At 76.3% G+C, this 18,401-nt stretch carries 14 protein-coding genes; 8 read left to right on the forward strand and 6 right to left on the reverse strand.

Annotated elements, in window-relative coordinates; genetic code table 11:
• Positions 1–46: 46 nt before the first annotated feature.
• The 5 genes from D7294_RS27615 (at position 47) to D7294_RS27635 (ending at position 5,983) form a co-directional block, all read left to right on the forward strand.
• Positions 47–1,564 carry an ATP-dependent DNA ligase gene (locus D7294_RS27615; protein WP_120684524.1) on the forward strand — a complete coding sequence of 506 codons (1,518 nt, stop codon included), beginning with the start codon at positions 47–49 and terminating at the stop codon, positions 1,562–1,564.
• Positions 1,565–1,855: 291 nt separating this feature from the next.
• Complete coding sequence (locus tag D7294_RS27620; protein ID WP_120684525.1) at positions 1,856–2,326, forward strand: hypothetical protein; 471 nt, start codon at positions 1,856–1,858, stop codon at positions 2,324–2,326.
• A gap of 90 nt (positions 2,327–2,416) precedes the next feature.
• Positions 2,417–3,526: a L,D-transpeptidase family protein gene (locus D7294_RS27625; RefSeq protein ID WP_120684526.1), complete on the forward strand. Its 1,110-nt coding sequence runs from the start codon at positions 2,417–2,419 to the stop codon at positions 3,524–3,526.
• 61 nt (positions 3,527–3,587) lie between these two features.
• Positions 3,588–4,571: a ketopantoate reductase family protein gene (locus D7294_RS27630; RefSeq protein WP_120684527.1), complete on the forward strand. Its 984-nt coding sequence runs from the start codon at positions 3,588–3,590 to the stop codon at positions 4,569–4,571.
• A 122-nt stretch (positions 4,572–4,693) separates the two neighbouring features.
• Positions 4,694–5,983, forward strand: coding sequence for a GNAT family N-acetyltransferase (locus tag D7294_RS27635; protein ID WP_158674705.1), 1,290 nt, complete (start codon positions 4,694–4,696; stop codon positions 5,981–5,983).
• A gap of 101 nt (positions 5,984–6,084) precedes the next feature.
• Here the strand turns inward: D7294_RS27635 and D7294_RS27640 are convergent, their stop codons facing one another.
• The 3 genes from D7294_RS27640 to D7294_RS27650 form a co-directional block, all read right to left on the reverse strand.
• Positions 6,085–6,963, reverse strand: a complete 879-nt coding sequence (locus tag D7294_RS27640; protein WP_120684529.1) for a class I SAM-dependent methyltransferase — start codon at positions 6,961–6,963, stop codon at positions 6,085–6,087.
• Positions 6,960–10,712, reverse strand: a complete 3,753-nt coding sequence (locus D7294_RS27645; RefSeq protein ID WP_120684530.1) for a substrate-binding domain-containing protein — start codon at positions 10,710–10,712, stop codon at positions 6,960–6,962. The genes D7294_RS27640 and D7294_RS27645 overlap by 4 nt, the downstream gene beginning before the upstream one ends.
• A 180-nt stretch (positions 10,713–10,892) precedes the next feature.
• The gene (locus tag D7294_RS27650) at positions 10,893–11,864 is read right to left on the reverse strand and encodes a pectate lyase family protein (RefSeq protein WP_120684531.1); all 972 of its coding nucleotides are present in this window, start codon (positions 11,862–11,864) and stop codon (positions 10,893–10,895) included.
• A 184-nt stretch (positions 11,865–12,048) separates the two neighbouring features.
• Here D7294_RS27650 and D7294_RS27655 point away from each other — a divergent pair, with 184 nt between their 5' ends.
• On the forward strand, positions 12,049–12,300 hold the full coding sequence (locus D7294_RS27655) for a DUF2277 domain-containing protein (RefSeq protein ID WP_120684532.1): 252 nt from the start codon (positions 12,049–12,051) through the stop codon (positions 12,298–12,300).
• A 98-nt stretch (positions 12,301–12,398) separates the two neighbouring features.
• On the opposite strand, the gene D7294_RS27660 is transcribed toward D7294_RS27655, so the two are convergent.
• The 3 genes from D7294_RS27660 to D7294_RS27670 all read right to left on the reverse strand — a co-directional run bounded on the left by D7294_RS27660 (position 12,399) and on the right by D7294_RS27670 (position 14,625).
• Positions 12,399–14,081, reverse strand: coding sequence for a DUF885 domain-containing protein (locus tag D7294_RS27660; protein WP_120684533.1), 1,683 nt, complete (start codon positions 14,079–14,081; stop codon positions 12,399–12,401).
• 116 nt (positions 14,082–14,197) lie between these two features.
• Positions 14,198–14,395 carry a hypothetical protein gene (locus tag D7294_RS27665; RefSeq protein ID WP_120684534.1) on the reverse strand — a complete coding sequence of 66 codons (198 nt, stop codon included), beginning with the start codon at positions 14,393–14,395 and terminating at the stop codon, positions 14,198–14,200.
• Complete coding sequence (locus tag D7294_RS27670; RefSeq protein WP_120684535.1) at positions 14,392–14,625, reverse strand: hypothetical protein; 234 nt, start codon at positions 14,623–14,625, stop codon at positions 14,392–14,394. The genes D7294_RS27665 and D7294_RS27670 overlap by 4 nt, the downstream gene beginning before the upstream one ends.
• 160 nt (positions 14,626–14,785) lie before the next feature.
• Here D7294_RS27670 and D7294_RS27675 point away from each other — a divergent pair, with 160 nt between their 5' ends.
• Complete coding sequence (locus D7294_RS27675; protein WP_120684536.1) at positions 14,786–17,152, forward strand: heavy metal translocating P-type ATPase; 2,367 nt, start codon at positions 14,786–14,788, stop codon at positions 17,150–17,152.
• A gap of 187 nt (positions 17,153–17,339) precedes the next feature.
• Positions 17,340–18,212 (forward strand): AraC family transcriptional regulator, encoded by an 873-nt coding sequence (locus D7294_RS27680; protein ID WP_120684537.1) that lies wholly within the window; start codon positions 17,340–17,342, stop codon positions 18,210–18,212.
• Positions 18,213–18,401: the final 189 nt, after the last annotated feature.

Consider the following 18,401-nt stretch of genomic DNA (forward strand, 5'->3'; position numbering starts at 1 on the left):
CGCCGGCCGGGGTGCCCCCGCGCGAGCGCGGGGCGACCATGGGGGCATGCTGCTCGCCGACGTCGCGCTGACCTCGCGGGAGGTGGCGGCCACGGCCGCGCGGTCGGCCAAGGTGGCCGCGCTGGCCCGGCTGTTCGGGGCCACCGGGCCCGCCGAGGCGCCGGTCGTCATCACCTACCTGGCCGGCCGGCTGCCGCAGCGGCGGCTCGGGGTGGGCCCGCGCGCCCTGGCCGAGCGCCCGCCGCCGAGCCCCGCCGCGCGGCTGACCGTGCTGGGCACCGACCTGGCCCTGAGCCGGATCGCCGGGGTCTTCGGCCAGGGCGCGGGAGCGGAACGGCGGCGGCTGCTGCGCGCGTTGCTCGCCGAGGCCACCGCGGAGGAGCAGGACTTCCTGGTGCGGCTGATCGGCGGCGAGCTGCGGCAGGGCGCCCTGGACGCCTTCGCCGTGGAGGGCCTGGCCGCCGCCTCGGGGGCCGCGCCCGAGGAGGTGCGGCGCGCGGTGATGCTGGGCGGCTCGCTCGGCGCGGTGGCCCGCGCCCTGCTCGCGGACGGGCCCGCGGCGCTGGCGGAGTTCACGCTGACCGTGGGCAGGCCGGTGCTGCCGATGCTGGCGCAGAGCGCGAAGGACCTCGGCGAGGCGCTGGAGAGGGCGGGCCCCTGCGCCGTGGAGGAGAAGCTCGACGGCATCAGGGCGCAGGTGCACCGGGAGGGCGACCGGGTGCGGATCTACACCAGGACCCTGGACGAGATCACCGAACGGCTGCCCGAGGTGCGGGCCGCGGCGCTGGAACTCGCGGCGGAACGGGCCGTGCTGGACGGGGAGCTGATCGCGCTGGACGAGGCGGGGCGGCCCCGGCCGTTCCAGGAGACCTCGGGCCGGGTCGGCTCGCTCCAGGGGACGCTGCCGCTCACCCCGGTCTTCTTCGACGCGCTGCTGATCGGCGACCGCGACCTGCTGGAGGCGCCCACCGCGGAGCGGCACGCCGCGCTGGCCGCGATCGCCCCGGGCCCGCGGCGGGTCAGGCGGGTGCTCGTCGAGGACCCGGCCGACGCGGCGGCCAGGCGGGCGGCCGAACGCTTCGCCGCGGAGGTGCTGGCCGCCGGGCACGAGGGCGTGCTGGTGAAGGCGCTGAACGCCCCCTACCGGGCGGGGCGGCGCGGCGCCTCCTGGCTGAAGGTGAAGCCGGTGCACACGCTCGACCTGGTGGTGCTGGCCGCCGAGTGGGGCCACGGGCGGCGCACCGGCAGGCTGTCGAACCTGCACCTGGGCGCCAGGCGGGCGGACGGCTCCTTCGCGATGCTCGGCAAGACCTTCAAGGGGCTCACGGACGCGCTGCTCGACTGGCAGACCGGCCGGCTGCGCGAGCTGGCCGTCGCGGACGACGGCCACGTGGTGCGGGTGCGTCCGGAACTGGTCGTGGAGATCGCCCTCGACGGCGTGCAGCGCTCGACCCGCTACCCCGCGGGCGTCACCCTCCGCTTCGCGCGGGTGCTGCGCTACCGCGAGGACAAGCCCGCCGGCGAGGCGGACACCGTGGAGACGGTCCTCGCGATGCTGCGGTGAGGCCCCGGGCCTCCAGCCCCCGGCCCCGGCTCCGGCCCCGGCTCCGGTCCCGGCCCCGGCCCCGGCGCGCAGGCGTACGGCCGGGGGCGGGACGGGCGCGCACGCCGGGGCGGGCGGGAGGGCGCGTACGCCGGGGCCGCGGGACGGGTGCGCCGGGGCCGGGCGCAGGGGGCGGGTGGGCACGGCCGGGGGAAGGGCCACGGACGGGAAGTGCACACACACGGAAAAGCGGGGCCCAGTCCGGCCGTAAACATACAAAAGGCCAGGCGTGATGTGGGATGCTCCCCGGCTATGAAGTCGCTGGGACTCTTACTCGCGGTCAGCCTCGTCGCACTCGCCGCCGTGATCGGCTATCGGTCGGGCCGGGAGGCCGAACGGAAGGCGGCCTGGGAGCCGATAGCCGACCGGATGGAGGACGCCGGCACCGCGCTCGCCGGGGAATTCCGGGCCCGCGCGGGAAGTTCGGCCGGGCGGGCGGCCCGCGGGGTGCAGTGGATATGCGTGTCGCTCGACCCGCAGGGCCTGCCCCTGGTCGTCGTGGTCACCGACGCCCGCCCCGAGGGCACCGAGGCGGATCAGCTCCTCGCCGACATACGGGACTTCCTCGCCCAGCGCCACGGCGCCGACTTCGCCCGCGGTCACTCGGACATGCTGCTGACCAGCGAGGGAGAGGTGGTGCGCGACCTGCCGGCCGCCACCCTCGACCCGCATCCGAGGGCCGCCGCGGCGGACCCGCGGCGAATCGTGCCTTCATCGTTATGACCTGAAGCGCAACAAATTGGCGTCTCCGCACATGTTTATCAGTGGGGCCCAAAGGCCCCGAGAGGTCAGGTGAACCCCAGGGAGACCCCCATGCGCTTGGTGCCTTTCCGCAGGACGGCCGCCCTCGCGGCCCCCGGCCCCGCACTGCTCACGACCCTGCTCGCGGCCCTGCTCGCGCTGCTGCTCACCGGGTGCGTGGCACAGGCGGACGGCGCCGGCGGCCCGGCCACCTCCCCCGCCGCCGCGGACCGGAGCGCCGAGGCCGAGCGGGACGCGGGGACCGCCGAGGCCGGCGCCGCGGAGACGCCGGAGGCCGAGCGGGTGCTGCTCGACTACGGGGACGAGTCGGACCAGGTGCGCGAGCTCCAGGCGCGGCTGGCGCAGCTCGGCCACTTCGCCGCCAGGCCCACCGGCTACTACGGGGACGTGACGCTCGGCGCCGTCTCCGAGTACCAGCGGGCGGCGGGTCTCGACGTCTCGGGGAAGGTCGACGAGAGCACCTGGGCCGAGCTGACCGGGCAGACCGAGCAGCCGACCGAGGCCGAGCTCTTCCCGCCGCGGCAGGTGATGGGCTACGGGGACGAGTCGGAGCAGGTGCGCGAGCTCCAGGCGCGGCTGGCGCAGCTCGGGCACTTCACGCAGAACCCGACCGGCTACTACGGCGAGGTGACCTCGGCCTCGGTCGCCGCCTTCCAGGAGGCGGCGGGGCTTCAGGCCAGCGGCACCGTCTTCGAGGACACCTGGGAGGCCCTGACCGCGGGGACGGCCCAGCCCACGCACGAGGAGATGTACCCGCCGCTCGACGTGCCCGACGCGGTCCCGGCGCAGGACCTGGACGACCGCTGTCTCACCGGGCGGGTGCTGTGCATCTCGAAGACCTCGCGGACCCTGTCCTGGGTGATCGACGGCGAGGTGCAGATGACCGTGGAGGTCCGCTTCGGCGCCGAGGAGACCCCGACCAGGGAGGGCGTCTTCGAGGTGTACTGGAAGTCCCGCCACCACCACTCCACGCTGTACGACTCGCCCATGCCGTACGCGATGTTCTTCGACGGCGGCCAGGCGGTGCACTACTCCGCCGACTTCGCGGCCAACGGCTACAACGGCGCCTCGCACGGCTGCGTCAACGTGCGCGACGAGGACGCCATCGCCCGGCTCTTCGACGAGGTGCACGAGGGGGACGAGGTCGTCGTGCACTGGTGATTTCCCTAGTGCGGAAACGGTGCCGATTGGCAAACCCAAAGGTAGGTAAAAGAATGCGGGGATGAGGTACATCATCATCGGAGCGGGGGCCGTTGGCGGTGCCATCGGGGGACGCCTGGCGGAGGCCGGGCGCGAGGTGGTACTCGTCGCGCGGGGGGCGCACGCCGCCGCGTTGCGCGAGGGCGGGCTGCGGCTCATGTCGCCCGGCGGAGTGGCCAAGCCGACGGTTCCGGTGGCCGAGGGGCCCCAGGATCTCGAACTGCGACCCGACGACGTGCTGATCCTGGCGGTGAAGACCCAGGACACGGTTGCCGCGCTGGAGACGTGGGCGCCCTACGCCTCGCACCTGCCGCTGCTGTGCGCGCAGAACGGCGTGAAGAACGAGGAGCTGGCGCTGCGCCGCTTCGCCCGGGTGTACGGGGTCTGCGTGTGGCTGCCCGCGCAGCACCTGGAGCCGGGCCGGGTGACCACCTTCGCCGCGCCCCTGACCGGCATGCTGCACCTGGGCACCTACCCGGAGGGCCCGCCGGACCGGACGATCCGCGAGATCGCCGCCGACCTGGAGGACTCGGGCTTCCTGGCGCCCGTGGTGCCCGACGTGCTGCGCTGGAAGTACGCGAAGCTGGTGACGAACCTGGCCAACGCCCTGGAGGCGGTCTGCGGGCAGGCCGGGCCGCACAACCCGCAGCTCGGCGAGCTCTACGGCCAGGTGTTCGCCGAGGGGGCCACGGTGCTCGGCGCCGCGGGCATCCCCTTCGCGAGCGAGGCCGAGCAGGCCGAACTGCGCGGGGACCGGCTGAAGTTGCGCCGGGTGCCGGGCGTCAGGCAGGTGGGCGGCTCCTCCTCGCAGAGCCTGCTGCGCGGCAAGGGCTCGATCGAGACCGACTACCTGAACGGCGAGATCGTGCTGCTCGGCCGCCTGCACCGGGTGCCGACCCCGCTCAACGCGGCGCTCCAGCGGGCCGCCAACACCTTCGCCCGCGAGGGCCGCGAGCCGGGCACCATGTCCCCTGCCGAGCTGAAGGACCTGGCCGCCTCCCTCTGAGCCTCCCCGCCTCCATGGGGTCCCGGCCGTCCCGGCCGGGACCCCCTTGCTCGCCCTCGCTCCCCCGGCACCGGGGAAAGACGGGGTGCTTCCCCGTCCCGCCGCGTTCTACGGTGCCCGGCATGTGGAGGAACACGCGCGCCGGCATCGCGCTCCGGGAAGTCGAGGAACGGGACCACGAGGCCGTGGAGGAGTGGCGGCGTGCCCTGTGCACCGGCTTTCACGAGCCGTACGAGCCCCCGGCCGACGAGAACCAGGCCGCGCTGTGGCGCCGGCACCACTGCGCGCACGCCCGGCCGCTGGGCGCCTGGGAGGGCGACAGGTGCGTCGGCACCCTCTCCGGCATCCCGCTCGAACTGACCGTGCCCGGTGGGGCGTTCGTGCCCGCGGACGGGGTGGTCAACGTCTCGGTGCTGCCCACGCACCGGCGCCGGGGGCTGCTCACCCGGATGCTGGGGCACCACCTGGACCAGGCCAGGCGGCGCGGCGAGGTCGTGGCCCTGCTCACCGCGGCGGAGCACGGCATCTACGGGCGGTTCGGCTTCGGCCTGGCCGCCAGGTGGGGCGGCGCGCGGGTGGACGTGGTGCGCTCCGGCGGACTGCGCCCCGGCGTGGGAGAGCCGGAGCCGGGTGCGGGCGTGTCGCTGATCACGCTGGACGAGCTGGCCGAGCTCGGGCCCGGGCTGCACGAGCGGTTCCGGCGCACGCAGCCGGGCGCGGTCAGCAGGACGCCCCTACAGTGGAGTTACGCGACCGGCCGGGTGGTGCTTCCGCAGCACTCCTTCCGCATCCCCTTCGCCGCCGTGCACCGCGACGCCCGGGGCCGGGTCACCGGCCTGCTGACCTACCGCATCGACCGGGCCTTCTCGCAGGGGGACCCGAACGCGACGCTGACGGTCGTGGACCACCTGGCCGCCGACCGGGCGGCCGCGGCCGCGCTGTGGCGGTACGCCATGGAGATGGACTGGGTGCGGCACCTGGTGATACCGAACCTCGCCGAGGACGACCCGCTTCCGCTGCTGCTGGTCAACCCGCGGGCGTTCCGGCGCGAGGTCCCGGACGTGGCCGACGACCTGTGGCTGCGGGTGCTCGACGGGCCGCGGGCCTTCGCCGCCCGCAGCTACGAGGCGCCGGGCCGCACCGTCCTCGACGTCCGCGACCCCGCAGGCCACGTCGCCGGCCGCTGGGAGCTGCGCACCGGGGAGGACGGCCGCGGCGCCCTGCTGCCCTCCTCGGCCGAGCCCGAACTCGCCCTGGACGCCGGCGCGCTGGGCTCGGTCTACCTCGGCGGCACGACGGTGCCGCAGCTCGCGGCGGCCGGGCTGGTGACGGAGCTGCGGCCGGGCGCCGCGGCCAGGGCCGGGCGGCAGCTGCGCACCACGTTCGCCCCCTGGTGCCCCGACGCGTTCTGACCGCGGGAACGGCCCGCCGCGGCCCGCCGCACCGGCCCGGCCCGCCGCACCGCCGCCGCGCGGCTCAGGCCACTGCGCGGCCCGGCCCGCGGCCCGGCGGCTCAGCCCGCGGCCGGCTTGGCGGCCCGCAGCGAGAACATCAACGGCACCCGCGGGTGCCCCGGCGGGAAGACGTAGGTGCCCTCGGGGGTGCGCCGCAGCACCGGATAGCGCGGGAAGAGGGTCTCGGGGTGCTCGTGCAGGAACTCGATGCGCAGCCCGGCGCGCGCCAGCGAGGTCACCACCTCGCCGAGCGAGTGCGGGAACTCCACGTGGCGGGTCTTCTCCAGGGGCGGGCCGTCGGTGTACGTGTGCGGATAGTCCTCCCGCCGCGGCTCCTCGGCGAAGTAGTCCACCTCGACGCTCCTGCCGTCCTCGCCGAGCAGGTCGCTCAGCGGGTGGAACTCGGCGAGGTACAGCACCCCGCCCGGCGCGAGCAGCCCGGCCACGATCCGCGCCCAGCGCGGCAGTTCCGGCAGCCACACCAGGGCGCCCAGGCCCGTGTAGACGATGTCGAAGCTCTCCCCGGGGAGGGCGTCCTGCGCCTCGTAGACGTCGCCGACCACGAAGCGGGAGCGGTCCGCAAGGCCGGTGTCCCGGGCGAGGGCGCGGGCCTGGGCGATGGCCGGGGCGGAGAAGTCGAGGCCGGTGACCTCGGCGCCCAGCCTGGCCCAGGACAGCGTGTCCTGCCCCATGTGGCACTGGAGGTGCAGCAGCCGCCTGCCCGCCACCTCGCCGAGCTCGGCCCGTTCGAAGGGCCGCAGCGTCGAGGCCCCGGCGCGGAAGCCGGGCAGGTCGTAGAACGCGCTGGCGGCGTGCACCCGCACCCGGTCGTCCCAGTTCTCCCGGTTCAGCTCCCGCCAGTCGCCGGCCGGCCGTTCCCGGCGGGCGCCGCCCCCTGGGCCGTCTCCCCGGCCGTCCCCCGGGCTGTCCTCGGTCATGCCGGGGACCGTACCGTGGCCCCGGCCGGCGCGTCGCGGGGTTTTCCCCCCTCCGCGGCGAGCGCGTCCCGGTAGGCGTGCGGCGCCACCCCGGTCAGCTTGCGGAAGACCCGGGAGAAATAGGCCCGGTCGTGGAAGCCGACCGCCCTGGCGATCGTCTGCACGCTGTCGTCGCTGCGCCGCAGCCGCTCCTTGGCGTGCTTGATGCGCAGCCGGTTCAGGTACTCCCAGAGGGTGAGGCCGAGTTCGCGGTGGAAGAGGCGGCCGAGGTGGTCCTCGCTGACGCCGGCGGCCTGGGCGATCTGCCAGCGCGAGAAGCGGTGCCGGTAGTGCTGCTCGATGTAGGCGAGCGCGTACCGCACGGGCGCCGGGTCGGCGGCGCGCTGGGCCGCGCCGCGCTCGACGAGCCCGGTCAGCACCGCCGCCGTCTCCTCCTCGGTGAGGATGTCCCGGCCGAGCAGCACCAGCTGCGGGTGCGGCTCGGCGCGGCGCACGTCGGCGAACGTGAACCCGGCGTCGCTCAGCATCAGCGCGGGCACCCCAGGCAGCCGTTCCACGAGTTCGAAGCCGTCCATGTCGGGCAGCGCCCGGTCGGTCACCAGCAGCCCGGGCGCGGCCTCCTCGGCGAGGAGGGCGAGCGCGGCCCTGCCGTCCGCGGCGGCGCGCACCTGCCGCCCCGGGAGCAGCGCGGTGAGCAGCCGCCGCAGCCGCTCCCTTGAGGCGGCGGAGCCGTCCACCAGCACGGCCGGGGCGGCCAGGTGCGAGGGGCGCAGCGCGTGCAGCGCCCGGTTGAGGTCCGCGGGTCCGCCCTGCGGCGCGGCCCCGGCACCCGCCGCGGCGAGGCCGTACAGCAGGAACGGGGTGTGCCGCAGCGCGGGGTGGTCGTGCAGGCGGCGCGCGGTGGACCACTCGTGGGCGGTGGCCTGCTCCGCGTCCCAGACCACGGCGGCCGGGGGGTGGGCGGCCAGCACGGTGGCGACGTCCTCGTCGGGGTGCGGGCGGTGCGGGCGCAGCCCGCGGTCGCGGGCGAGCGCGGCCAGCTCGGGCGGGGTGCCGTCCACCGTCAGCAGCGTGTCCCCCGGGGGCGCGGCGGCGCCCGGCGCCTTGGGGGGCGGCTCGGCCGGGGTGGGCAGCGGCAGGTCGAGGCGGAAGCCGCTGCCGCCGGGGCCGCGGTGCGGGACGACCGAGCCGCCGTGCAGCACGGCGAGCCTGCGGGCGATGGCGAGGCCGAGGCCGCCGGAGGCGAAGGGCTGGAACAGCTGCTCGTCCTCGCCGCGCGGCAGGGCGAGCGCGGGGCTGGTGACCGTGACGCTCAGCCAGGGCGGGACCGGCTCCGCGGTCAGCTCGGCGCGGTGCCCCGCGGCGGCCAGCAGGTTGTGCACGATCTGCCGCAGCCTCGCCGGGTCGGCCCGCACGGCGGGCAGCCGCCGCGGGAGCCGCAGGCGGTGGCCCTGCGCCACCTCGGCAAGCAGCGGGCGCGGGTCGAGCAGGTGCCGGGAGAGGTCGAGGCCGTCGATCTCGGAGCGGGACAGGTCGAGCAGGTCGTCGATCAGCCGCAGCAGCCCGCCGGCCGCCTCGTGCGCGGGCTCTCCGGGGCGGGTGTGCCGCAGGATCGCCTCGACGGGGGTGCGCAGCTCGTCGGTCGCGTTGCTCAGCAGCCTGGTCTTGAACCGGCTGGCCTGCTCGGCGGCGTCGCGGGCCCGGCGCACCTCCTGGAAGAGCCGCACCCCCTTCAGCGCGGCGCTGATCTGGTCGCCGAGCGCGCGGTAGAGCGCGCCCTGCCGGGCGGCGGCCCGAGCAGGGCCGGCCTCGAAGACGACGTAGCCGAGCTGTTCCCCGCCGATGTGGAGGGGTTCGAGAACGGCGGTGAACCGGGGCACGGCGCAGGGCGGTTCCCCGGGCCGGTCCCCCGCCGGCCGGTCCGTGCCGTCCGGTTCCCGCGCGGGCAGCGGCACCTCGCCCGGCACCGTGCCCGCGCCCGCGCCCGCGCCCCCGGACGGTCCGGGGCCGGGGCCCGGGCCGAGGACGAGGCGGTGGCCGCGGACGCCGAGGCCGGGCAGGTGCCGGGCGAGCGCCTCGTCGATGGCGCCGGTGTCGACGACGGTGGTGAGGGCGGTGGCCAGCTCCCGCAGCCGCCGCGCCTCCTGGTCCTTGCTCCAGTGCTCGTATTCGAGCAGCCGGTGCGCCTTGTCGGCGACCATCAGCCTGGCCTGCCCCAGGAGGCGTTCCGCGCGCCGCCCCGGCGGGGTGCGGGCGCGCAGCCGGAGCAGGGCACGGTCCCAGGCGGCGGCGTCCTCGAAGCTCTGGATGCGGCCGCCGAGGTGGCGTTCCAGCGCGTGGAGGAAGGCGGTGCCCCCGGCGTCGGCGAGGTCGGCCCGGAACGCCCCGCGCACCTCCACGGGCAGCGGCGCCCCCTCGGCCTCGGGCTCGGGCTCGGCTCCGGCCTCGGCCTCCCGTCCGGCCTCGGTCCCGCGTCCGGCCTCGGCTCCGGCCTCTGGCTCGCGTCCGGCCTCGGGCCCGCGTGCGGTGACGGCCTCGGTGACGGCCGCGGCGGCGGCTTCCGCTCCGGCCTCGGCACCGGCACCGGAATCGGCGCCGGTGTGGTGCGCGGAGCCAGGCGCGGCGTCGGTGGCGCGCACGCGGGAGGGGGCGGGCGCGTGGGCCGCGGAGGGGCGCGGGCCGGCGTCCGGGAGCGGGTGCGGGACGGGGTGCGCCGGCGCGTGCGGTTCCGGGCGGGCGGCCGGGGCGTGTTCGGGGCGCGCCGGGCCGGGCGCGGCGGGGGCGTCCGGGGCGCCCTGGGCGACCAGCGGGGAATGGCAGCCGCAGGAGCGGCGGATGACCAGCGTGCCGGGCACGACGCGGCGCGAGGGCGGGCGCGGTTGCCCGCCGGGGGCGCCCTCCCGGCCGCGAAGCCTGGCGAGCAGGGTGTCCACGGCGAGCGCGCCGAGTTCGGCGAAGGGCAGGGCCACCGAGGTCAGCGGCGGATCGCTCACCCTGGCCTCGAGCGAGTCGTTGAAGCTGATGAGGGCGACGTCCTCGGGCACCCGCACCCCGCGCTCGGTCAGCAGCCGCAGCGCGTCGGCGGCCAGCGCGTCGCTGCAGGCCACCACGGCGTCGAAGTCGCGCCCCGGGCGCAGGCCCCGCACGTCGAGCAGCACCCGCATCGCCGAGGCGCCCGCGCCGTTGGCGTAGTCGAGGGAGGAGGAGACCAGCGCCCGGTCCTGCGGGATGCGGTGCCTGGCCAGGGCGTCCGCGTAGGCGCGGAACCGGTTCAGCGAGACCGGGTTGGCCAGCGGCCCGCGCAGGCAGGCCAGGCGGCGCCGGCCGTGCCGCTCGACGAGGTGGCTGACGGCCTTGCGCATCCCCGCGTAGGAGTCGAGGAGCAGCGTCTCCGACTCGTGGCCCTCCAGGGCGCGGTTGAGGCTGACCACCGGGCCGAGCCGCGCGAGCCGTCCCACGAGGCGGGCCGCGGCCGGTCCCGGCGCCGGGAGGCCGAGGGTGGAGGTCCAGCAGATGACGCCGTCGAGGCCCGCCCCCTCCAGGAGTTCGTAGAGCACGTTCCGCGGGGTGCCCGAGGGGCGTAAGGAATCGCCGGGAAAGCAGACCAGGTTGGCGTCCGCCCGCTCCGCGGCCTCCAACACGCCGGCCCACAGGGTGGCGCCGACGCCGAGGTGGATGTTCGCCGTGAGGAGGCCGAGGGTGGGCCGCCGGGAAGGTCGCCGCGCCGCTTCGGGCCCGCGTTCCGCCATGGGGGGCCGCCTCGCTCGGGGAGAACGCGTCGGAATCGCTGGGGTGCGAGGACGATAGCGCCGCCGCGGCGAGCCGACAAGGCCGTCGGCGCGGGAAACGCGCCGACGGCCCGGGGTGCCCGTACGGGAGGGCGGGCCGGCCCCTGGTGGGGGTCCGGCCCGCCGGTGGCCTGCGGCCGGTCACACGTGACCGACGCCCGCCCCCGCCGTCACGATGGACTTGACGTTCTGGGCCGGGTCGGGGCTGTAGCTGTAGGGAATGTTGGCGACCGAGCCGCCGTCCTCGCCCTCGCCCGAGTTGACGAAGTAGTTGTCGACGGCCTCGATGCTGCCGGGGCCCGAGTCGGCCTCGCCGAGGTGGTACGGGTCTTCCGTGTTCTCGAAGTAGTTGGCCTCGACGAGCACGCCCGCGTCCTCCGTGGAGGCCACGCCGTAGCTCTCGACGCCGTCGTAGTAGTTGTTGTAGACGTGCACCGGGTCGCCGAAGCGGACGCGCGGGTTGCGCTGCACGGTGCCGTCGAACCAGTTGTGGTGGTAGGTGACGTTCAGCTTCCCGATGTCCTCGGAGCCGTTGTCGTCGGAGTGGCCGAGCAGCATGTTCTTGTCGGCGTCGTAGCTGTGGTTCCACGACACCGTGATGTTCGTCGAGGCGCGCTTGATGTCCAGCGACCCGTCGTTCGGGTTGGTGAAGTCGTTGTGGTCGATCCACACGTGGGTCGAGTACTGGACGTTGATGCCGTCGTCGTTGGAGTCGCGGAAGATCAGGTTCTGGATGATGACGTTGTCGGCCTCGCTGATGTTGAGGCCGCTGCCCTCGAAGCCGGAGCTGCTGCCGACGCCGACCACGGACTTGTCCGAGGACACCTTGGTCATGGAGTCCAGCTCGATCATGCCCTGGACCCGGATGTTGAGCGGGCCGTCGCTGGTGGCGGCCTCCTCGAAGTCCTCCGCGTTGGTCACCGTGACGGTCTCGGCATTGCCGCCGCCGGTGGTGCCGGCGCCGAAGCCGGTCGGGCTGCCGGACGCGAGGACGCCGAAGTCCTCGCTCTCCGCCGCCATGCTGTGGGCGGCGCTCACCCCGCCGAGGGCGGCGACCGCGGTCGTCACGGCGACCGCGCTGATCAGCTTGACTCGTGCGCTCGTCCTGCGCATGGGAATCTCCGTCCGGATGTGGGGGGTTGGTGGGGGAGAGTCACCGGTGCCGCGCGGCTTCGGCATGTCCCGATGCTAGGGCGCGCCCTGTGGACGATGACGGGCCGTGCGTGGACTATTGCGCGCTGTCCGCCCCCGCCGGGGCCGGGGGCGCGGCCGGCGCGCGGCGGGGCACACTGGGGGCATGTGCCGCAGCATCAAGACGCTCCGCCCGCCCATGACGCCCGAGGTCACCGACGAGGACGTGCGCGCCGCCGCCTTGCAGTACGTGCGCAAGATCAGCGGGTTCCGCGCCCCCGCCGCGCACAACCGCGAGGTCTTCGACGAGGCGGTGGCCGCGGTCGCGGAGGCCACCAGGCACCTGCTCGGGCACCTGGAGGTCAGGGGTCAGGGCCGGGCGACCTCCCCGGCGCGGCCAGAGGCCCCGACGGCGTAAGGGGACGCGGCCGGGGTGGCCGGGGCCGGGCCGAGGAGCCGCGGTCCCGGCCCCGGCCACGGCGGCCCCGGCCGAGAGCGGCCCCGGCCGCGGGGCCTTCAGCCGAGGGTGGAGAGTTCGGCGGTCAGGTCGTCCAGGCCGAGGGAGCCCAGGGAAAGGGCCGCCATGTGCCAGGACTTGGGGTCGAACGCGGCCCCCGCGGCGGCCCTGGCGGCCTCCCGGCCCGCCACCCAGGCCCGTTCGCCCATCTTGTAGCTGATCGCCTGGCCCGGCATGCCGAGGTAGCGGACGATCTCCGACTCGGTGTAGGCCGCGTCGTGCCCGGTGTGCAGGGCGAAGAACTCGGCGGCGAGCCGCGGCGTCCACACCTCGCCCGGGTGGAACTCCTCGTTGGCCGGGATGGTGAGCCCCAGGTGCATGCCGATGTCGATGATGACCCGGACCGCCCGCACCATCTGCCCCGACAGGTAGCCCAGGCGCCGGGCCGGGTCGGAGAGGAAGCCGAGCTCGTCCATCAGCCGCTCCGCGTACAGGGCCCAGCCCTCGGTGGTCGCGCTCACCGAGCCGACGCTGACCTGGAAGCGCGAGAGCCGCTCCTTGACGTGGACCCACTGGGCGAGTTGCAGGTGGTGGCCGGGGACGCCCTCGTGGTACCAGGTGGACACCAGGTGCCACACGGGGAAGCGGGTGGCGCCCTGGGTGGGCAGCCAGGTCATGCCGGGGCGGGAGAAGTCCAGCGAGGGCCGGGTGTAGTAGGGGGCCGCCGCGCTGCCGGGCGGGGCGACCCTGGCCTCCACCCGCCGCACCGGCTCCGCCAGGTCGAAGTGGGTGCCGTCCAGGGCGTCGATGGCCTCGTTCATCAGGTCCTGGAGCCAGGCCCTGATCTCCTCGACGCCCTCGATGGCCTCGCCCTCCCGCTCCAGGTGGGCCAGCACCGCCGCGGTGGGCTCGCCGGGCAGGATGCGGCCGGCCACCGACCGCATCTCCGCCTCCAGCCGGTGGAACTCCGCCCAGCCGTAGGCGTACGCGTCCGCCGTGTCCACCTCGGAGCCCGTCCAGCGGCGCGCGCCGAGCCGGTAGCGCTCGGCCCCGACGGCGTCCGGCGTGCCGGCCGCGGCCGGCAGGTACTCCTCCCGCAGGTAGGAGCGCAGGGCCGCCAGGGCCTCGGTGGCCCGGCCGGCCGCCGCCGTCAGCTCCGCGCGCTGGGCCTCGGGGCCGCCGGAGGCGAAGTCGCGGAACCAGTCGGCCTCCAGCAGGGCGTCCAGCTGGCCCGCCATCGTCTCGGCCTGCCGAGGCGCCGCGGTCAGCCCGCGCCGCGCCCCCTCCTGCAAGGAGGCACGGTAACTCGCCAGCGCCGCGGGCACGTTGCCGAGCCGGCGGCCGATCACCGCCCAGTCGTCCGGGGTCGCGGCCGGCATCTGCAGGAAGACGGAACGCAGTTGCTGGGGCGGGGCGAAGAGGTTGGAGACCTGGCGCAGGTTCTCGCCCGCCTCGTCGAGGGCGAGCAGCGCGCCCAGCCGCTCCCGCAGCAGGCGGGCGGCCCGCCGCTCGACCGCCGCGTCGGCGCTGCCGACCCCCTCGGCCGCCGCGTCGCCGAGCGCGTCCAGCCGGGCGAGCGTGGCGCGCTGGGCCGCGGCGATCGCCGCGAGGCCGTCGGGCGAGAAGTCGGGGAGCTCGTCGCTGCCCGGCCTGATGCCGAGCATCGTCCCCACCAGGGGATCGAGGTCGGCGAGGGTCTCCACGTAGGCATCCGCGAGGGTGCGGGGGGTTTCAGGGCGCATTGCGCCATCCTCATCCCTCACGGGACACAAAAGGAAGATCGCGGAACGTCCCGGGTCACCCGGCCCATCCCGGCGCCTTACCGCCGCCTTGGCCGTGGGGGCGGGGGGCCGGCGGCTCAGGAGTGCGGCGGGGTGCAGCGCGGCTCGGCGTGGCAGTAGTAGCCGAGGCCCTTGCAGTGCCAGCAGTCGTGCGGGGCGGCCACGCCGTGCGCCCGCCCGGAGCCCGGCAGGTAGAGGGTCTCGCGGAACTCCACGGCCTGCCCGCTGCACGCCTGGCACTGCCGGTGCGGCCCCGCGCAGTCGTCACTCGTCACACGTCCTGGCTACCCGGCAGGTCCGGTGTCCAGACCTCGGGGCCGCCGCCGCGCCACTCGATCAGCGCGGGGTCGTCCAGCCGCACGTCGTCCGGGTCGAGCCCGGCCCGGCGCAGGAACTCGACCAGTTCCACCGGGGAGCGCGCGACGCCGAGGTCCTCCCCGCCCGCGCGCACCCGGCGCCCGCCGCCCGCGGGGGGATAGACGATGACGCGCGCCGGAACACCCATGCCTCCAGGGTGCGTCATCCCCGCCGAAACGGCACCCGGCACTCGCCTGGGGCCGTTCGGACGGCGCCACGGGCGCGCCCCGGCCCGGCCTCCCCCGGCCGCGAGTCATACCCCCGAGGGGTATAATGGGGGGCGCAGCGGAACGAGGAGTGGGGACGCGATGCAGACATCCACCGGCAGCGCCGGCGAGGTCGAGCTGACCATCGGCGGCATGACCTGTGCCTCCTGCGCGGCCCGCGTCGAGAAGCAGCTGAACCGGATGGAGGGCGTGACGGCCACCGTCAACTACGCCACCGAGAAGGCCAGGGTCTCCCTCGCCGGGGGCGTCACCGTCGGGGACCTGATCGCCACCGTCGAGGCCACCGGCTACACCGCGGCGCCCCGCCAGGACCCGGCAGAGGCCGCGCCGTCCGGGGCGCCGGCGGACCCGGAGCAGGAGGAGACGGCGGCGCTGCGCCACCGGCTGCTGGTGACGGTGGCGCTCGCCGCGCCCGTCATCGCCCTCGCCATGGTGCCCGCCTGGCAGTTCGACTACTGGCAGTGGCTCTCGCTGACCCTGGCGGCCCCGGCCGTGCTGTGGGGCGGCTGGCGCTTCCACCGGGCCGCCTGGGCGAACGCCAGGCACGGCGCCGCCACCATGGACACGCTGATCTCCCTGGGCACCATGGCCGCGCTGCTGTGGTCGGGCTGGGCGCTGTTCTTCGGCGAGGCGGGCGAGCCCGGCATGCGCCACCCCTTCGAGCTGACCATGCAGCGCTCGGAGGGCACCTCCGCCATCTACCTGGAGGCCGCCGCCGGGGTGACCGCCTTCCTGCTGGCCGGCCGGTACTTCGAGGCGCGGGCCAAGCGGCGCGCCGGGTCCGCGCTCCGGGCGCTGCTCGACCTCGGCGCCAAGGAGGCGACCGTGCTGCGCGGGGGCCGGGAGCAGCGGCTCCCGGTCGCCGCCCTCGCCGTCGGCGACCGCTTCCTGGTCAGGCCGGGCGAGCGGATCGCCACCGACGGGGTGGTGACCGAGGGCTCCTCGGCCGTGGACGCCTCCATGCTCACCGGCGAGTCGGTGCCGGTGGAGGTCGGCGTGGGCGACCCGGTCGCCGGGGCCACGGTGAACGCCGGCGGACGCCTGGTCGTGCGCGCCACCAGGGTCGGCGCCGACACCCGGCTCGCCCGGATGGCCAGGCTGGTGGAGGAGGCCCAGAACGGCAAGGCCGCCGCGCAGCGCCTCGCCGACCGGGTCTCCGCGGTCTTCGTGCCGGTCGTCATCGCCCTCGCGCTCGGCACCCTCGGCTTCTGGCTCGGCAACGGCGCCGGGCTCACCGCCGCCTTCACCGCGGCCGTCGCCGTGCTGATCATCGCCTGCCCCTGCGCGCTCGGCCTGGCCACGCCCACCGCCCTGCTCGTGGGCACCGGGCGCGGCGCCCAGCTCGGCATCCTGATCAAGGGGCCCGAGGTGCTGGAGAGCACCCGGCGGGCCGAGGTGATCGTGCTGGACAAGACCGGCACGATCACCACCGGCCGGATGGCGCTGCGCGGCGTGCACGTGGCCCCGGGGGAGTCGCGCGCGGAGGCGCTCCGGCTGGCCGGCGCGCTGGAGCACGCCTCCGAGCACCCCGTCGCGCGCGCCGTCGCCCAGGCGGCGGCCGAGGCGGGCCCGCTGCCGCCGGTCGAGGACTTCGCGAACGTCCCCGGGCTGGGCGTCCGCGGAACCGTCGAGGGCCACGCGGTGCTCGCCGGCCGGGAGCGGCTGCTCGCCCAGGCGGCCTCCCCACGGCCCGCCGGACCCGGGCGCCCGGGCGCGAGCGCCCCCACCACGTCGCCCGCAGAAGCCGCTGCCGAAGCCGTTGCCGAACCGGCTGCCGAAGCCGCTGCCGAAGCCGTTGCCGAACTGCCCCGGGAGCTGGCCGCGGCACGGGCCGCCGCGGAGGCGGCCGGGCACACCACGGTGCTCGTGGCCTGGGACGGCCGGGCCCGCGCCCTGCTTGAGGTGGCGGACCAGGTGAAGCCGACCAGCGCGGAGGCGGTGGCCAGGCTGCGCGCCCTCGGCCTCAGGCCGGTCCTGCTGACCGGCGACAACGCGCGGGCGGCGCGGGCGGTGGCCGCCGAGGTCGGCATCGAGGAGGTCATCGCGGAGGTGCTGCCCGAGGAGAAGGCCAAGGTGGTCGGGCGGTTGCAGGCCGAGGGCCGCCGGGTGGCCATGGTCGGCGACGGCGTCAACGACGCGGCGGCGCTGGCCACCGCGGACCTCGGCCTGGCGATGGGCACCGGCACCGACGCGGCGATCGAGGCGAGCGACCTGACCCTGGTGCGCGGCGACCTGCGCGCCGCGGCCGACGCCATCAGGCTGGCCCGCAGGACCCTGCGCGTCATCCGGGGCAACCTCGTCTGGGCCTTCGGCTACAACGTCCTGGCCATCCCGCTGGCGGCGGCCGGGCTGCTCAACCCGATGCTGGCGGGCGCCGCGATGGCGCTCTCCTCCCTCTCGGTGGTCACCAACAGCCTCCGCCTCCACGCCTTCCGCGCCCAGTCCTGAGCCCCGCCCCGGAACGCGCCACGGGCCCGCGCCGCACGCCCGGCCTTGCGAAAGGCGGCGCACGGGCCCGCCGCGGCGGGGGCGTGCGCCGGGCGCGCGAGGTGCGCGCCCGGGGTGGCCGAAAGCCGCCCGCCGGGCCCCCGGGGCCCCGGCACCGCCCGCCACGAGTGGCGATTACGGTGGGCCAGTGGACGTACTCACCGAGCTGCTCCAGCACTCACGCGCCCCGGGCGCCGCGGTGGCGCGGACCTGGGAACGCCCCCCGTGGTCGGTACGCTGCGCCGACGGGGCGCCGGTCTCGGTGCACGCGGTCGTCGCGGGCGGGGCCTGGCTGCTGCGCGACGGGGAGCGGCCCCGGCCGCTGCGGCCGGGCGACATCGCGGTGGTCCGCGGCCCCGGCCCGCACACCCTGGCCTGTGCCCCGCCGGCGGCGGGCCCCGCCCCGGGAGCCGAGGGCGGCACCGCCCTGGTCAGGGGCGCCTACCGCCACGTCGAGGACGCCTGGCCCTGGCTGCTGGAGTCCCTGCCGCCGGTCCTGGTCTGCTCCGAGCCCCACGGCACCGGCGCGGTCCTCGACCTGCTCGCCGCCGAGCTGGAGCGCCCCGAATCCGCCCGCCCCGGCGTCCTGGCGCGGCTCCTCGACCTGCTCTTCATGATCGCCTTGCGCGCCTGGTCCGACCGCTCGGGCGAGCAACGGCCGCGCTGGCAGCGGGTGTTGCAGGACCCGATCGTCGGCAACGCCCTGCGGCTGCTGCACGGCAGGCCCGCGCGGCAATGGACCGTGCAGGAGCTGGCCGCCGCGGTGGGCCTGTCCCGCTCCGCCTTCGCCCGCCGCTTCCACAGCCTCGTGGGCCGCCCGCCGATCGCCTACCTCACCCACTGGCGCATGACCCTGGCCGCGCGCCTGCTGCGCGAGCCGGCGCTCGGCCTCGACGTCATCGCCCACCGCGTCGGCTACCCGGACTCGCACGCCCTGAGCGCGGCCTTCAAACGCGTCCGCGGCCTGACCCCGCACGCCTACCGCGCCCGCGAACTCGGCCCCCCGGCCAAGGGCGGATGACCCCACCCCGGCCGCGCCACACCACCGCCACACCACCGCCACGCCGCCACCGCCACACCACCGCCGCCACGATGCCGCGCATCCCGCCCCGGCACGGCCCAAGCCCCGCCGGGCACGACCCGCCGGGCGGCCAGGCGCGGCGGCCAGGGGCGGCGGCCAGGCCCCCCGGCGCCGGCGATGCCCGCGGCC

It is taken from the genome of Streptomyces hoynatensis (assembly GCF_003626535.1).
Classification (GTDB): Bacteria; Actinomycetota; Actinomycetes; order Streptomycetales; family Streptomycetaceae; genus Streptomyces; species Streptomyces hoynatensis.